Below are 13606 nucleotides of genomic sequence, written 5' to 3' on the forward strand. Positions count from 1 at the left end.
GCCAAAAGTGTGCCACTTCTGAGGTCCTCGGCCATGCTGCACGCGCTCTCCAAGGTTGTCGCCATGCGGGTTCGTTACGTCCGCGAAAGGTCCAGCACAGGGCCGCTATGGTTCCGGCGGCGCGTTCCTGAAGACCTACAAACTCTGATCGGCTCCAAGTGGATCCAGTGCAGCCTCGGCACTCGTGACCTACGCCAAGCCGCTAAGATGGTCTCTCGGCTTGTCTCCGAACAAGACCGGCAATGGGCCGAACTCCGCACCCCTTCCCGCTCCGGTCTAAAAGCTCAGGCTCAGGCGCTCCTCGCCGCTCATGGTCTAAGTCCCGACACCGGCCCTCATCCCGAGGAAGCGCTCCTGTCTTTTTACGACACTCTCGACAGCCAAGCTCCTGCGCTACAGGAACAGGACAGCGCCACCGATAGCGAACTCGCCCGACACCTTCCCGCCGCATCTCTCGAGGCTCTCAGGCTCGTACAGGGCCGCTCCGTCGTTACGGTCTCAGACTGTCAAGCTCAATACACTCAGGCAAGGCCAAAGACCGCGAAATCTGCTCAACTAGCCTTTGGGTATCTATTGGCTTTCCTCAAGGGCGATAGATCACTAGCGAAGGTGCGCCGCTCAGACGTGAATGGCTTCGTCACATGGCTCCGCGAAGGTGGCCATAGGTCCGATGGTCAGGGGATCTCGACCACATCGGTCGGTCGTCTCATCAATACCTTGGGTGCAGCTTTCGCTTTTTGCATTCGAGAAAACGAGCTATCAATCCCGCAGAATGTGTTCTCGAGAGTAGAGGTCCCCGGCTCCGGCAAGGATGCAGAGAAGAGGCTTCCCTTCACCGTCGACAACTATCGCTCATTGCAAAAGGCCATAGACGACTGGGAAAGGACAAAGGGTTTAGACCAAGGTCGCTGCGTCATCGGACTACTGGCCGAAACGGGCGCTAGGTTGTCTGAGATCTTGGGTCTCCTTCGGTCAGACGTTCACCTGACCGGCCCTACTCCGCACATTGTGATACAGGAGCACGCGCACAGGTCCCTGAAGAATGCTGCAACGGCTCGCAAGGTCCCGTTAACCCCTACGGCCCTCCAGTACGCCAAAGCCGCTCTACGGTCCTCTGAAGGCTCCGCTGACGCCGGTCGGCGTTCCGCCTCCACAACGCTATTCCCGCAATGGGCCACTGCAGAGAAGACCAACAATAATTCCGCCTCCGCTGCTCTGAACAAGTGGCTACGGACCCGCGAAGGTTTGCAAGGCACCGGCCTAACGCTCCACAGCTTGCGCCACGGCATGAAAGACCAGCTACGCGCCGCCCAATGTCCCGACAGTATCCAAGATGCGATCCTCGGTCACTCGAGCGGAACCGTGGGCAGCAAGTACGGGACGACATACCCGCTCCCTGTGTTTCTCGAATGGCTTCTGAGGGCAGCGCAGACGGTCCATGGGGGCCATTAACCCCCTGCACCGACCATTGCCCACATATCCTTCATTCGATGCAGGGCGAGGTGACCTGTTACGGCATCAGTAACGAGTTCAATCTGAGCGTCTTCCCGTTCTGTGGCTATGCGCTCCTCCACTTCCTCTAGGATGACTTCAGTTGCCTCGGTCCTCGCTTCGTTCGCTATCTTCTCTCCGATCTCCGCAACTCGTGCATCGAAGTCTTCCTGAATCGCCTCATAGTTGCCGGTCACATTTGCCAATACCGTGCTGACCTTACCTGCTTCGTCTCCATAGGCGTGCTCCAGTGCCTTCGCAAACTCCTCCCGCTTCGTCTGGGTATCCAAGGCTCCAAACAGTTCCTCGAGCTTCTCCGCCTTGATCTTCACCCTGGCACTTACCTCGCCAGTCTGTTCCTTCTCCTCGGTCCAACTACCTCCCGACCACACATCAGGAACTGGCTTCCCTTCATCTTTACATCGGCGCACATATGCGCTCATCTGGTTTGCGAGGCTTAGGGACCTATCCGCAGCAAGGGCGCATTGAAGGTTCGTCCACTGCTTCCCGTGGTCATCCATCGGTCTGTTCCGAATGTGACCGTAGAGAAGCCGCGTCTTCTGCTTCTTGTCCATCGCAAGTCGGGCTTTGTAGTTCTCCATGCCTGCCCCCATAAGCGCCTCCGAGGGCGTCCCGCCATACACAGCAACTAAGACGGTCTGCTTCCCTGCTCGCTGATAGGCGGCTCTCCGGTGCGTCCCATCGATCACCACGAATCGGTTATAGCTGATCGGCAACACCAGAATCGGGTCCAGCTTCCCTTCCTTCTGGAGTCGCTCAGTCAGCACCTTCACGTGGTTCCGATCCGTCACCCCGTCCTTGGCCTTGGTCTGGGTATCCCGAACCTGAAACACCCTCGGGCAGACCAGTACCTTCGATAGCGGCACCTCCTGAAGGCAGACGCCCGAAAATTTCGGGGGTTGGTGGAAAAATTTCAGGTCCTCCAGCGATGCATCAAAAGCCTTGAAAGCCTTACTGGGCGTGTCTTCCAGCGATTTATTAGTCGTCATTCTGCTTCCTCATGAAACTGCAAATGTAGTATTTCCCGGCTTACCATAGTGATATCCGAGGTTAGTTTTAGATCCTCGGTCATCCCCGGGAAACCCAAGCCTACAAAGGGTTCCAGCGATTTCAATGGTTCTATTTCAGTGCATTTGATAGGGTGAAACTCACCCGAAAATTTCCATATCAGGTCGTCCCAGAGGCTCCAAAGTCACTCCAAGGTCACCCCATGGACTACCTTCAGGTATTTCTCATAGGCCACCGCAAGGGTCTCCAAGCTCGCCTTCAGCGTCTCCATAGACTCCTCCAAGCTAATCCCGTACTTCGACCGTAGTCTTCGGATCACTTTCGCTTCCTTCTCAGTAGGCATGGGATCGAAGGCTCCCCCCGCGTGTCTATTGGCGGGCCTTTGGTACCTGTTCTCCTCGGGATCAAAGCTAGCTCGCTTCCGCTTATTCAAGGTTGACGGAAGGGGTCCGAGGTTAGCGAGCGTATGAAGACCAGTAGCAACATGCTGACCGTTCACCGTGGCCCTCTTTGGGACCAAGTGGTCCACTTCCTGCCTGAAGTTCTCAATCCCGACCAGACCGGCATAGACAGCCTGCAGCACTGCCCGCTCGCGTTCGTACAGGGGCAACATGCGTTTCGCTCCGGTGGCTTTCCTCCAATGCATTGCCGCCGTTGTCTCTCTAGCTGCCCCCGGGTTCGTTTGGTGCCACTCTCGCTGATACCGAACGGCTTTCTCCCGAGTCTGCGGAGTCGCGCGGTATCGCTCTTTGCGACAGGTCACGCATCCGAGGTTGCTTGCGTAATGGCGGCGCGAGGTCTCGCATTTAGCACAGAAGTAATTGAAGGTCACTCCTCGGGCGTTACGGGCCGCTGCAGCTTTACTGAGGGGTTTCCTCAGGGTTTCTCTAGGTTCTCTGGTCATATCTATCAAAGTATCAATCGTCAACGCAATATAAGGTTTTTGAAGTCTGTCCGACTCGTTACAAAGGAGCGTCCGTCACCACAGTAACAGCATATCTAATCAAACATATTCAGTTTCGTGGCATTTTCTTGCGTGCAAGCCTCAACGTCCTACGCTTCACCATCAGGTCGAGACTCGCCAGTAGTTCCTCCGACACAGCCGCTTTCATGGCCTCTGCAGCCTCGTCACGGTCCGGAAGAACAAACCTTCCTAGTCTGGGATTGAACGTCATCAGTGCCACGTACGCTTCCGCCTCGACCCTTGCCACTTCTTTACACAGTGCGGTCTCCTCTGCGGTCCACCCTGTACGGCTTCCGAAGGGTCTCCCGATATGCTTTCCGGCTGCCTTGGCAATCCGCCTAGCGTCATTAACATGAGGAAGGTTCTTCCCGGGGTTATCGGTCCTCAGGCGGCGCGGTACCTTATCGGGTCCCCTTTGGCGTTTCGCTTTCGGTATGGTCTTAGTGGTCATTGTTGCGGGTCCTCTTCTCTAAGCACGGTCTCAAGCAATCGAGTAATCGCATCAACGATCTTCGACACAGCCCATCCAAGGGCAACCACGAGGACCCCTGAGAGGGCCACAAGGGCGATAAACAGGATCAGGATTTGGTCAGGGTTCATGGTGCTCATACGGTGGTGGTGGTCCTCAGTCTCTGCGCTCTCTTGCTGTCATTTATGCATCGTCGACACTGTCCCTTTCCTGCTGTGCTGAACGTTGTTTCACCGTGGTGCGAGCATTTCCAGACGAAGGTCTTAAATCCTAGATGGATCGCATGTTCTTTCGTCTTAGCCTTCGCACCGGCTTTCGCGCGGTCCTTCGGATACTTCGAGTTCTCTTTGGGTGTGGTCATTTCTAATGCTCGGGAGAAAAATAAAGGGAATACGTCCTCAGGTGCCGCGTTGCATGCGCACCACGCGGATCTCCCGTAGGAGAACTAAGGAGAGTTATGGATAAGGGAAGACACCGCTCGGTAACTGCAGGGGCGCTAGAACGGGCTGGCAAGGATAGGCCAAGGGGTCGGTAGCCTCAGGGACCTACAGCGGCTCCTCTAATCACTTTTGCCTATTTTTTAAGCAGGCTGAATTCACAGGGGAAAACCGAGTCCGTCTATAGGGGGTACAAATGCGATGTCTTTGATTCGCAAAGGAAAACCGAGGGGCCGTGTCTACCGGACGCTTTTGTGCGTTGTCATTGATTCGCAAAGGAAAACCGAGGCCGTCTATAGCGCCGAAGAAATGCAAAGTGATTGATTCCACAGAGAAACCGAAGGAGCGTCTCTATAAGTACGTAGTCTCGTTTCCAAAGAGCGGAGGAAAGGAAAACATTTCTTCTCTCCAGTCGACCACTTCCTTCTATGCGGTCAAAGTTGTGGCAACCCTTATCCAGTAAGGCTCTAAAATAGTGCCACGATAAAACTATAATATTCTACAGTTAAGTGTATTTTGAGAATTTCACTCTACAATGTCGCGCTTAAAGAGAATCCGTCGGAAAGCGTCGTGGGGAGACCTCGGTCGGTCTCTCTCTATAAGTGTCGAAACTCGGGTCACAAAGAATCGCGGAGAGTTACTTCTGTCTTCTCAAGAGCGCTCTAAAGAGAACATCTCACATAGTGAAATTCCTCGCGTCTCATGCTTTGCAGGCACGTTTCACAGTCGCCGTAGACACTGCGAACTTCTCCGCAGTCTGAGCAATGCTGGCTCCGGTCTCCTTGCGCCACAGTGCGATCTCCTTCGAATCATGCTCAACCGGGCGACCAAGGCTTACTTTGCCCCTATGGGTCTTCCCTGTGGCTGCAATGCTGGCCTTGGCAACCTGCCTACCTGCCTCAGTCCGGGCAATGATCCGGTTTTTCTCCATCTGAGCTAACTGAGCCAACAGGGTCAGCACAAGCTCGCCTGCGTCACCAGCAATCGGACCCAAGCCATGGACGTCCACGATCACGCCCTTGGCCCTCAGGTCCCTTACGGTGGTCTGCACATCGATGGAATCACGTCCAAGGCGGTCCACTGCGTAGACGCTCAGGGTATCGCCGTCACGAAGATAGGCAGCACATTCCTTGAATCCGGGGCGCTCCATGGCCTTCACGGTCCCGCTAACACCGTTATCCGAGAACTCCCGGTCGAAGTTGCCGCCGAGGGTATGGCGCTGGGACTCGACGGATTGGTCTCGGGTCGAGACACGGAAGTAAGCGATGCGTGCCATGAGGGTCCTTAGGGGCTAAGGTGGTTCAGAAGGTATGGATGGATTATGATCCCTGGCTCATTACCCGTCAACATATCTTTTGATCCAAGCTGGAGAGCCATTGCAGGCATGGTGCATATGTGAGGAGTTGTGACCCACATGAACGTGGGGAGAATCGCTCTCGCTGCATAACTAAAGTTTTTGTCGGTTCTTCCGTAAACGCGCGATGACACCCCATAACGAGAAACGCAGGGAAGATATGAAGCGCATCACAATTGCAGCGGCAATAACGGTTCTGACGGGTTGCGTATCGGCTCCCGACCTCGATCTAAGCAAGGTCGATTCGGCTTGCTCCCAGCGCTGCTCATCGGAATATTCAAGCTGCACAACAGGGTTCAAGCTCTTCCCCTTGGTAGCCCAAGCGCACTGCAACGAATCCCTGAAGGTCTGCGCAGCCACCTGTCCTGCTTCACAGCCCGTCATCGCCACCACGCCTTCCGCTCAGAAGCTGGTCGAATTGAACAACCTGTACAAACAAGGATTGATCACCCAGAAGGAATACGAGGCGAAAAAGCAGGAAATCTTGAAGACCCTCTGACGGATGGAGTGTGCGTGGCGGGGTAGCTAATGCTTCTCGTGATCACCACGAATTGCCAATGCCTCGGAGAATCTCAGGGGAATTCAGGTAGCGCGTGGCGGCGCGGGGACAGTCCGGACAGACAGGCTAGGAGTGAGGCGAGTGGCGGCGCGAGTGCGCTGCTCAGTTTCCAAGAGTCGTTCGCAAGGTACCCCCTACGGTCATTCCTGAATGACTTTCAAAACACCGCTAAAGACTCGACCGCACCGTTGTTGTTAGACCTCATCAGTGAGAGAACTCCGCTGGAATATTTCAATGATGGAATCGAATTCCAGACCACAGGGGAGAGGTTTTGCCGAAGAGGGGGTGGGTGTTTTGAATGGTCCAAGGGCCGGGAGGGGCCGCCCCTATTTTCCCACCCAAGGGAGGTCTAGGTGTACCACAAGAAGACCACAAGGCAGTCACAGCAACCTATTTGCCTCTACCCTAACCAATTGATATCGTTGGGGTTCTGCACTGGCAGCGCACAGGTTCGACCTCTCTTTCCGGCACCATCAAGTTTCAAGCAAAAAGCCCAGCGCTAACCCGCTGGGCTTTTTGCTTTTGCCACTCGAATTCGCGATTTGCGGCCCCACAGCCCGACGTCGTGATTCGCGCTTTTGCAACGCACGTTGAGTTCGTACACGAGATTGCGATGTGAACCAAAATCAGGTTCACCGATTTCACGCGCCGCCGCTCCGCGCAGCTGATTCGCCTTATATGTGCGCTTTCGTACAACAACGAACCATTTTCCGCTGCGCACCATCAAGCGTCAACGCTGGTTTCCCGGTATCGTTATATCCATAGAGGAAAAGCTACAGTTTAAGTACGGAGTGGCCGCGCTTTGCGCAAAGCCAAGCTGGGCGTGGCTCTTTTCACTGTACTTTTTGCAGCGCCCGAATAACGGACTGGCAAGCAATTACCGATGTTCGATCGATTCGAAGACGAACGATCATGCGTTGATGAGCGAGTTGCGCCGCACGGCTCAAGCCGAAGCGGTTGCGATCCGATAATGCATTTATAGAGAGAATCGTATTTGGTATTTCGGCCGCATGCGGCAGTGCAAAAACCGCATTGGTCACGTTGGCGCAATTGTTGAAGTTATCGAGGAGAGAAATCATGGACGCGAAACCGACCAAAATCCCGACGCCCGACACGGTGCACTGTCCGGATCCGGAACCGGCTGGCGTCGAGTTTCTCGCGACCGAACTGCCCGAGCATGTGCGCGCGTTCTTCGACGAACAGCGCAACTCGGCGCAGTCCAAATAGGCGGACATACTGGATCACGCCGTCGTCGTGAGAACGACGCCCGCCGCGCGCGGCGCACTCGGACCGTCTGGTCCGGTCATGGCTCAGGCCAGGACGCGTCGCGCCTCTCGTTCATGACCGCATCCGGGCGGGTCGTGCGTCACGGCTCGCTTCTTCGAAGCTTCTTCCGTCAGGCGGTGCGCTATTCTGGCGCTTTTGCCCGGATACCGATGCGCCGCCGATCGAACTCCTCGCTTCTCGCCTCCGCCGCTCTCGCCTGCGCGCTCGCGCTCGCCGCCCCTGAACTCGCGCATGCGGACGGCGACGACACGCCGTTCACCAATCTCATCGCGCTCGTGTCGCAACGGCTCGCGCTCGCGGAACCGGTCGCGCGCTGGAAGTGGGCCCATCACGAGCCGATCACCGACGCGCCGCGCGAAGAGGCGTTGCTCAAGCACGTCGAAGGAAAGGCGTCGGCTGCGCAGGTCGACCCGGAATTTGCGCGGCAGTTCTTCCGCGATCAGATCGACGCCAGCAAGGATGTGCAGAATGCGCTCTTCGCCAACTGGCGCGCGGTGAAGGCCGCGCCGGAGGCATCGCCGCCCGATCTCGCCAGGGACACGCGGCCGAAACTCGACCGGCTCACGCAATCGCTCGTGTCGGCGCTCGCGCACGTCGAGCCGATTCGTCACGCGGAGGATTGTCCGGTGCGGCTCGCCGAAAGCGTCGCGCGATGGAAGCATCTGACGCGCTACGACTCGTCGATGAACGCGCCGCTCATGCGCGCGCTCTCGCATGTGTGTGCTTCGGGTGGCGTAGGCGCGGTCGGCTGATCGCGCGTCAGGCGGTCGGCGCGAGTGTTCCGCAGGCAAGCGGCGTCACGACGAGCCCGCGCGCGAGGCGCTCGCTCAGGATGCGATAGGTCGACAGCTCGAACGCGGGTGAAGCGGCGCCGGCGTGCAGCGCGCCAGCCTGATCGAGCGCGCCGGCGGTGCCGAGATAGCACCAGTTGTCGATGACATGCCATGCGCGCTGCCCCGATGCCTCGTCGCGCTCTTCGATCGCGATGGCGCCCGCGTAAGGCCACGGCGCGCCGCGAGCGTCGCCCGAACGCGATTTCGGCGCGCGATTGTGCGCCGGTCGCGCGTTTGCGATCCACTGCGCCTCGGCCAGCAGCGCGCCGATCTCGCCGCCCGTCGCCCGCCATTCGAGGCGACGCACGAGCGCGGCCAGACGCAGATCCTTCGCCGACCGCCGCGGGCCGACGAGATGCGAGCGCACGCGCTGCCGCAGCCGCACGCTTCGGCCTGCGTAGAGCGGCGTGTCGTCGTCGCCATAGAACAGATAGACGCCGCAGCCCGCGACGATCTGCTCGATCGTGTCCTCGTCGATATGCGCCGCGAGCTGGAACCGGCGCGTCACGCGTTCGAGGTGCGTGCGCATGACATCGGCCGTGTTCGCGCGATGCAGGTGTTGCCAGAATTGCCAGAGCAGATCGGCGTCGGCCAGCGCGCGGTGCCGCGCCGAAGGCACGAGCGCGTGGCGTACGACGAGCGCATCGAGACCGTGACGGCTTTCCGCCGGATAGACGGCGCGGGAGAGTTGCACCGTGCAGAGCACGTCCGGCGCGAAGCGAAGACCCATGCGCCGGAATTCGCCCTTGAGGAAACCGTGGTCGAAGTGCGCGTTATGCGCGACGAAAAGCCGGCCGTTCAGGCGCTCGAGCAGGCCGGACGCAAGTTGTTCGAACGTCGGGGCATCGCGCACCATCGCGTCGGTGATGCCGGTCAGTTGCTGGACGAACGCGGGAATCGGCTTTTGCGGGTTCACGAGCGATGACCACTGCGACACGCCCGACGGCCCGACTTCCACGATGCCGATCTCGGTGATACGGTCCACGCCGAACGTGGCGCCGGTCGTTTCGAGATCGACGAATACGATGGGCTCGGATGGGAAGGCAAGGCTTGCGGCTGGATCGGGAAGCATCGTGAACGGCGGAGGCGGCGCGGCGAGCGCCGAAGTGGAACGTGGCGGGATTGCCCATTCTAACGCAGCGTGCGGATGCCGGCTTTGCCGGCGCTTTAAATGATTTGCGGCGATCGGTGCGACGCGGTCATGCCGAGTTTTTCTCGTTCTTTCTATTAGGCGCTCGCCGATTTTTTCCAGCGCAATAGCGGATAACCCGTAATAGCATTCCCCGATTAACTAGAATTATTTTTTAAGATTATCGCGTTTTGAGAAGTGAACGTCGGCCATTGCGACGGTGTACAGCGAACGATCGCCGCAGCGCTTGCACCGTGGCAGCCGGGCGCGGCGCGCGGCGGCGCGTGTGCGCCAAATCCAGGGCCACGCACGCCGCAAAATAAGATCCTGCCTGTTGAAACTCCGCTGCGAAAAAATTTAATTAACCGCAAATAACTTATGCCAAATAATATTCCCGATATATCATGACAATATATCGACATAAAAACAAAACATCCCATCAAACCGCAACAAGATTATTCAAAGCGTAAGCGTTTACTCGCCTTGCCCGATTCTCCGACATTAAGCAACATGGAAACTAAGTCACGACTTAAATGTAATGGAGGGCGGCAACGATGATCCAGATCAGTCGATTCGCGCAATGGTTGATATCGCTCGCAGCGCCATCGATTACGCCGGCGGCAGAGCGTGCTTCATCGCTCGATTTCGATCCGGCGTGGCATGGCGATCACTGGCAGAACCTGCTCTCATCGCCCATGGACGCAAGGCACTACGTGATGGAGGACTGGGCGACGCCGCTCGACGGCGACCTCGTCACGGGCGAAGCGCCTCAAGAGCGCTAGCGCGGCGGCGCAAAAAAAAGCGCGACCGGGAAGTCGCGCTGACAAAGTTTGGAGATCTTTTTCCGTCAACGAAAAAGTCTGCTTCGGAAAGCAGAGATCACAGTATACCGATGCGGCCCGCATTAATTACCTTCAAAAGCCGCAAACTTCTGTTTCAAATCTCTCAACAATCGATTTTCGGAAATTTCCCGTCATTTTCCTCGCGATTCATGTCGTACATGCGCAACGTCGATTGGTTGACACTTCCGCCCTTACGACTTTATTCGCCGGTAAATCATTGTATATAAAGAAAAATATGCGCAATTTCGATCATTGCCGCATCAACAATGGTTTATTGTGGAATTTGGAAGGCCTTCCGCTGTAACACCGTCTTTACACTTCGTCTGGTCCGGAAACAAATGTGTCGTCGATGCATTGCTCCTCCGCCCGCGCCTCTCGCAGCGCGCCGGAGCGAGGTTTCCTCAAAGCCTGGGTCCCCGGCCCAATCTGCTCTCGGAGTTACAAAGATGAAAAAGACTCTCATGGTCGCCGCCCTGTCGGGCGTTTTTGCTACCGCCGCCCATGCGCAAAGCAGCGTCACGCTGTACGGCCTGATCGATGCGGGCATCACCTACACGAACAACCAGCAAGGCCACAGCAACTGGAAGGCGACGAGCGGTTCGGTCAACGGCAGCCGTTGGGGCCTGCGTGGTTCGGAAGACCTCGGCGGCGGCCTGAAGGCGATCTTCACGTTGGAGAACGGCTTCAACATCATGAACGGCACGAATGGCCAGGGTGGTCGCGAGTTCGGCCGTCAGGCATTCGTCGGTCTGTCGAGCAACCAGTTCGGCGCCGTGACCCTCGGCCGTCAATATGACTCCGTGGTCGACTTCCTCGGGCCTCTGGCTCTGACGGGCACGCAATACGGCGGCACGCAGTTCGCCCACCCGTTCGACAACGACAACCTCGACAACACGTTCCGCGTCAACAACTCGGTCAAGTACACGAGCGCGAACTACGCCGGCTTCAAGCTGGGCGCGATGTACGGCTTCTCGAACGAAGCAGGCGGCTTTGCGGATAACCGCGCTTACAGCGTCGGCGCGTCGTACAACTACGGCCCGTTGAACGTTGCGGCCGCGTACATGCAGCTGAACAACGTCGGCTCGCCGACCAACAACGTCAACGGCGCGATCACGACGGACAACACGCCGTTCGTCGCCGGCCGTCAGCGCATCTTCGGCGGTGGCCTGAACTACGCGTTCGGCCCGGCAACGGTCGGCTTCGTGTTCACGCAGACGATGCTGGACAACGCTTCGTCGATCACCAACGTCGGCTCGCAAGGCGCCGGCTCGATCAACCTGACCGACGGTCACGTTCGCTTCACCAACTACGAAGTCAACGGCCGTTACAACCTGACGCCGGCTCTGTCGCTCGCGGGTGCTTACACCTACACCGACAGCCGTATCGACGGCGAAAAGCCGAAGTTCCACCAGTTCAGCCTGCAAACGGCGTACGCGCTGTCGAAGCGTACCGACGTGTACCTGCAAGGCGAATACCAGCACATGACCGACCAGGACGGCCTGCCGATCGGTGCGGTGATCAACGGTGTTGGCATGTCGTCGAACGGCAATCAAGTGTCCGCGACGGTTGGCATGCGTCACCGCTTCTAAGCTTCACAGGCAGTCTCGCTGTAGAAAAGCCGCTCTTCGGAGCGGCTTTTTTTCGTCTGCACGGCGGCCTTCGATCAATCCGGATATCGCACGTCCAGAATGTCGATCTGCTGCACGCCCGCCGGCGTATGCAGCGCGACCGTGTCGCCGGTCTTCGCCTTCAGCAGCGCCCGCGCGACCGGCGAGATCCAGCTCACGTAGCCGAGCTCCAGATTCACCTCATCGACGCCGACGATCGTCACCGTCTTCGTGTCGCCGTCGTCGCCCGCGTAGTCCACCGTCGCGCCGAAGAACACCTGATCGACGTTCTCCTGCCTGCTGCTGTCCACCACTTCCGCGAGATCCAGGCGCTTCGTCAGAAAGCGGATGCGGCGGTCGATCTCGCGCAGCCGCCGCTTGCCGTAGATATAGTCGCCGTTCTCCGAGCGATCCCCGTTCGACGCGGCCCAGGAGACGAGTTTGACCACCTCGGGACGGTCCGTGTCCAGAAGCTGCAGAAGCTCGTCACGCAGCCGCTTGTGGCCCGCCGGCGTGATGTAGTTCTTCGTGCCCGCCGGGACGTCCGGATGGCCGGGTTCGAGGTCGTCGTCGGTGTCTTCCGACTCTTTGACAAATGCCTTGTTCATGATGCTGCTCGATGCCGAATGAGGTCGAATTCCGTGAGGTACTTGCTTTCCAGACATCAACTTACCACGCCGAAAGCCCCTTTCGTCGAGCGGATGCTGACAGAAAATTCGATAGTTTGGCTCAAACCCCTTCCTTTTCGGAACAGGCTTGGCTATAATTCCGCTTCTGCGTGCGGCTGTAGCTCAGTTGGATAGAGTACTTGGCTACGAACCAAGGGGTCGTGGGTTCGAATCCTGCCAGCCGCGCCACTTATTCTGGTGTTCTCGCTCTGACGAGGTCATCGAGCGCTTAACCATGAGCGCGTTGAAGTAACATAGTGTTGTACCGTTTTGCGTGCGGCTGTAGCTCAGTTGGATAGAGTACTTGGCTACGAACCAAGGGGTCGTGGGTTCGAATCCTGCCAGCCGCGCCATCTTTCGAAGGGCCTTCCATACGGAAGGCCCTTTTTGTTTGCTCTCGTCAAAGAGCGCCGGCTATTGGCGCGGCACCGAGCCGATATCGCCGATGTTCAATTCCGGCCTCGGCACATCCTCCACCGACACCACCGCACTCGACTCCCCGATCGCCTCCGCCCGCGTCCCGAGCAAGGTCTGCGAGCGGTGCAAGAAATCATCGTCGACGTCATCGCCGAACGTGTGGCGCACGAAGGCGCGCAGCAAGGCGATCCGCAACGACGCGCCGCGTCCTTCCACCGGCTTGCCGTCCTTGCCGAAGCTCACGGTGCAGATCACCTCGCCGCGCCCGTGATCGTGCATCTCGAGCTTGCACGCGCGCTCCAGCACGACGGCCGCCGCCTCCCAGGAAGTCGACGGCAGGAAGCGCCCGTCCCAAGGCTTGCCGCGATCGTTGCCGCGGATGGAGAGCGTCTCTCCGCTATCGGTGAAATGAATCTCTCGGATGAATTCGTGCAGTCCGCGCGCGACCCAGTAGTCGAGCGTGGCGCCTTCGAGATCGGAAGTGTTCATGCGGCGCGTTCTCCTGTTCGTCATCGATAAC

At 58.0% G+C, this 13606-nt stretch carries 15 protein-coding genes and 2 tRNA genes; 8 read left to right on the forward strand and 9 right to left on the reverse strand.

Annotated features, from left to right (window positions below):
* Nucleotides 1-63: 63 nt before the first annotated feature.
* Complete coding sequence (locus NOV72_RS33135; RefSeq protein ID WP_425428731.1) at nt 64-1452, forward strand: DUF6538 domain-containing protein; 1389 nt, start codon at nt 64-66, stop codon at nt 1450-1452.
* Here NOV72_RS33135 and NOV72_RS16620 read toward each other — a convergent pair.
* From NOV72_RS16620 to NOV72_RS16635, 5 genes are all read right to left on the reverse strand, one after another.
* On the reverse strand, nt 1449-2501 hold the full coding sequence (locus NOV72_RS16620) for a ParB/RepB/Spo0J family partition protein (protein WP_106855690.1): 1053 nt from the start codon (nt 2499-2501) through the stop codon (nt 1449-1451). The genes NOV72_RS33135 and NOV72_RS16620 overlap by 4 nt on opposite strands.
* A 203-nt stretch (nt 2502-2704) precedes the next feature.
* Complete coding sequence (locus NOV72_RS16625) at nt 2705-3133, reverse strand: hypothetical protein (RefSeq protein WP_106855691.1); 429 nt, start codon at nt 3131-3133, stop codon at nt 2705-2707.
* Between the two features lie 400 nt (nt 3134-3533).
* A complete protein-coding gene (locus tag NOV72_RS16630) occupies nt 3534-3935 on the reverse strand; it encodes a hypothetical protein (protein WP_106855692.1) in 402 nt (133 codons plus the stop codon).
* Nucleotides 3932-4093, reverse strand: a complete 162-nt coding sequence (locus NOV72_RS32330) for a hypothetical protein (RefSeq protein WP_181291075.1) — start codon at nt 4091-4093, stop codon at nt 3932-3934. The genes NOV72_RS16630 and NOV72_RS32330 overlap by 4 nt, the downstream gene beginning before the upstream one ends.
* A gap of 997 nt (nt 4094-5090) precedes the next feature.
* Complete coding sequence (locus NOV72_RS16635; RefSeq protein ID WP_106855693.1) at nt 5091-5666, reverse strand: recombinase family protein; 576 nt, start codon at nt 5664-5666, stop codon at nt 5091-5093.
* 238 nt (nt 5667-5904) lie between these two features.
* Between NOV72_RS16635 and NOV72_RS16640 the strand changes: the two genes are divergently transcribed.
* Complete coding sequence (locus NOV72_RS16640) at nt 5905-6243, forward strand: SHOCT domain-containing protein (RefSeq protein ID WP_181291076.1); 339 nt, start codon at nt 5905-5907, stop codon at nt 6241-6243.
* A gap of 893 nt (nt 6244-7136) precedes the next feature.
* Here the strand turns inward: NOV72_RS16640 and NOV72_RS31995 are convergent.
* Nucleotides 7137-7382: a hypothetical protein gene (locus NOV72_RS31995; RefSeq protein ID WP_146150015.1), complete on the reverse strand. Its 246-nt coding sequence runs from the start codon at nt 7380-7382 to the stop codon at nt 7137-7139.
* On the opposite strand from NOV72_RS31995, the gene NOV72_RS32335 reads away from it, so the two are divergent.
* Nucleotides 7381-7530 (forward strand): hypothetical protein, encoded by a 150-nt coding sequence (locus tag NOV72_RS32335; RefSeq protein WP_181291077.1) that lies wholly within the window; start codon nt 7381-7383, stop codon nt 7528-7530. The two genes, NOV72_RS31995 and NOV72_RS32335, sit on opposite strands and share 2 nt — an antisense overlap.
* A gap of 209 nt (nt 7531-7739) precedes the next feature.
* Complete coding sequence (locus tag NOV72_RS16650; RefSeq protein WP_106855696.1) at nt 7740-8342, forward strand: chorismate mutase; 603 nt, start codon at nt 7740-7742, stop codon at nt 8340-8342.
* Between the two features lie 7 nt (nt 8343-8349).
* On the opposite strand, the gene NOV72_RS16655 is transcribed toward NOV72_RS16650, so the two are convergent.
* Nucleotides 8350-9495 (reverse strand): exonuclease domain-containing protein, encoded by a 1146-nt coding sequence (locus tag NOV72_RS16655; RefSeq protein ID WP_106855697.1) that lies wholly within the window; start codon nt 9493-9495, stop codon nt 8350-8352.
* A 611-nt stretch (nt 9496-10106) separates the two neighbouring features.
* Here NOV72_RS16655 and NOV72_RS16660 point away from each other — a divergent pair.
* The gene (locus NOV72_RS16660) at nt 10107-10334 is read left to right on the forward strand and encodes a hypothetical protein (protein WP_106855698.1); all 228 of its coding nucleotides are present in this window, start codon (nt 10107-10109) and stop codon (nt 10332-10334) included.
* A gap of 506 nt (nt 10335-10840) precedes the next feature.
* Nucleotides 10841-11983: a porin gene (locus NOV72_RS16665; RefSeq protein WP_106855699.1), complete on the forward strand. Its 1143-nt coding sequence runs from the start codon at nt 10841-10843 to the stop codon at nt 11981-11983.
* 74 nt (nt 11984-12057) lie between these two features.
* Here the strand turns inward: NOV72_RS16665 and greB are convergent, their stop codons facing one another.
* A complete protein-coding gene (gene greB, locus NOV72_RS16670) occupies nt 12058-12609 on the reverse strand; it encodes a transcription elongation factor GreB (protein ID WP_106855700.1) in 552 nt (183 codons plus the stop codon).
* Between the two features lie 172 nt (nt 12610-12781).
* Here greB and NOV72_RS16675 point away from each other — a divergent pair.
* Together NOV72_RS16675 and NOV72_RS16680 are read left to right on the forward strand one after the other, a co-directional pair.
* A tRNA-Arg gene (locus NOV72_RS16675) sits at nt 12782-12858 on the forward strand.
* 87 nt (nt 12859-12945) lie between these two features.
* Nucleotides 12946-13022: transfer RNA gene (locus NOV72_RS16680), tRNA-Arg, on the forward strand.
* A 61-nt stretch (nt 13023-13083) separates the two neighbouring features.
* On the opposite strand, the gene NOV72_RS16685 is transcribed toward NOV72_RS16680, so the two are convergent.
* Nucleotides 13084-13575, reverse strand: coding sequence for a phage protein NinX family protein (locus NOV72_RS16685; RefSeq protein ID WP_106855701.1), 492 nt, complete (start codon nt 13573-13575; stop codon nt 13084-13086).
* Nucleotides 13576-13606 lie beyond the last annotated feature (31 nt).

It is taken from the genome of Caballeronia novacaledonica (genome assembly GCF_900258035.1).
In the GTDB taxonomy this organism is placed as follows: domain Bacteria; phylum Pseudomonadota; class Gammaproteobacteria; order Burkholderiales; family Burkholderiaceae; genus Caballeronia; species Caballeronia novacaledonica.

Coding starts and splice junctions, on each gene's coding strand:
- NOV72_RS32330 (WP_181291075.1), bottom strand. CDS start 4,093: ATGAGCACCATGAACCCTGACCAAATCCTGATCCTGTTTATCGCCCTT.
- NOV72_RS16620 (WP_106855690.1), bottom strand. CDS start 2,501: ATGACGACTAATAAATCGCTGGAAGACACGCCCAGTAAGGCTTTCAAG.
- NOV72_RS16640 (WP_181291076.1), top strand. CDS start 5,905: ATGAAGCGCATCACAATTGCAGCGGCAATAACGGTTCTGACGGGTTGC.
- NOV72_RS16635 (WP_106855693.1), bottom strand. CDS start 5,666: ATGGCACGCATCGCTTACTTCCGTGTCTCGACCCGAGACCAATCCGTC.
- NOV72_RS16650 (WP_106855696.1), top strand. CDS start 7,740: ATGCGCCGCCGATCGAACTCCTCGCTTCTCGCCTCCGCCGCTCTCGCC.
- NOV72_RS16685 (WP_106855701.1), bottom strand. CDS start 13,575: ATGAACACTTCCGATCTCGAAGGCGCCACGCTCGACTACTGGGTCGCG.
- NOV72_RS16665 (WP_106855699.1), top strand. CDS start 10,841: ATGAAAAAGACTCTCATGGTCGCCGCCCTGTCGGGCGTTTTTGCTACC.
- NOV72_RS16660 (WP_106855698.1), top strand. CDS start 10,107: ATGATCCAGATCAGTCGATTCGCGCAATGGTTGATATCGCTCGCAGCG.
- NOV72_RS16630 (WP_106855692.1), bottom strand. CDS start 3,935: ATGACCACTAAGACCATACCGAAAGCGAAACGCCAAAGGGGACCCGAT.
- NOV72_RS32335 (WP_181291077.1), top strand. CDS start 7,381: ATGGACGCGAAACCGACCAAAATCCCGACGCCCGACACGGTGCACTGT.
- NOV72_RS31995 (WP_146150015.1), bottom strand. CDS start 7,382: ATGATTTCTCTCCTCGATAACTTCAACAATTGCGCCAACGTGACCAAT.
- NOV72_RS16655 (WP_106855697.1), bottom strand. CDS start 9,495: ATGCTTCCCGATCCAGCCGCAAGCCTTGCCTTCCCATCCGAGCCCATC.
- greB (WP_106855700.1), bottom strand. CDS start 12,609: ATGAACAAGGCATTTGTCAAAGAGTCGGAAGACACCGACGACGACCTC.
- NOV72_RS16625 (WP_106855691.1), bottom strand. CDS start 3,133: ATGTTGCCCCTGTACGAACGCGAGCGGGCAGTGCTGCAGGCTGTCTAT.
- NOV72_RS33135 (WP_425428731.1), top strand. CDS start 64: ATGCGGGTTCGTTACGTCCGCGAAAGGTCCAGCACAGGGCCGCTATGG.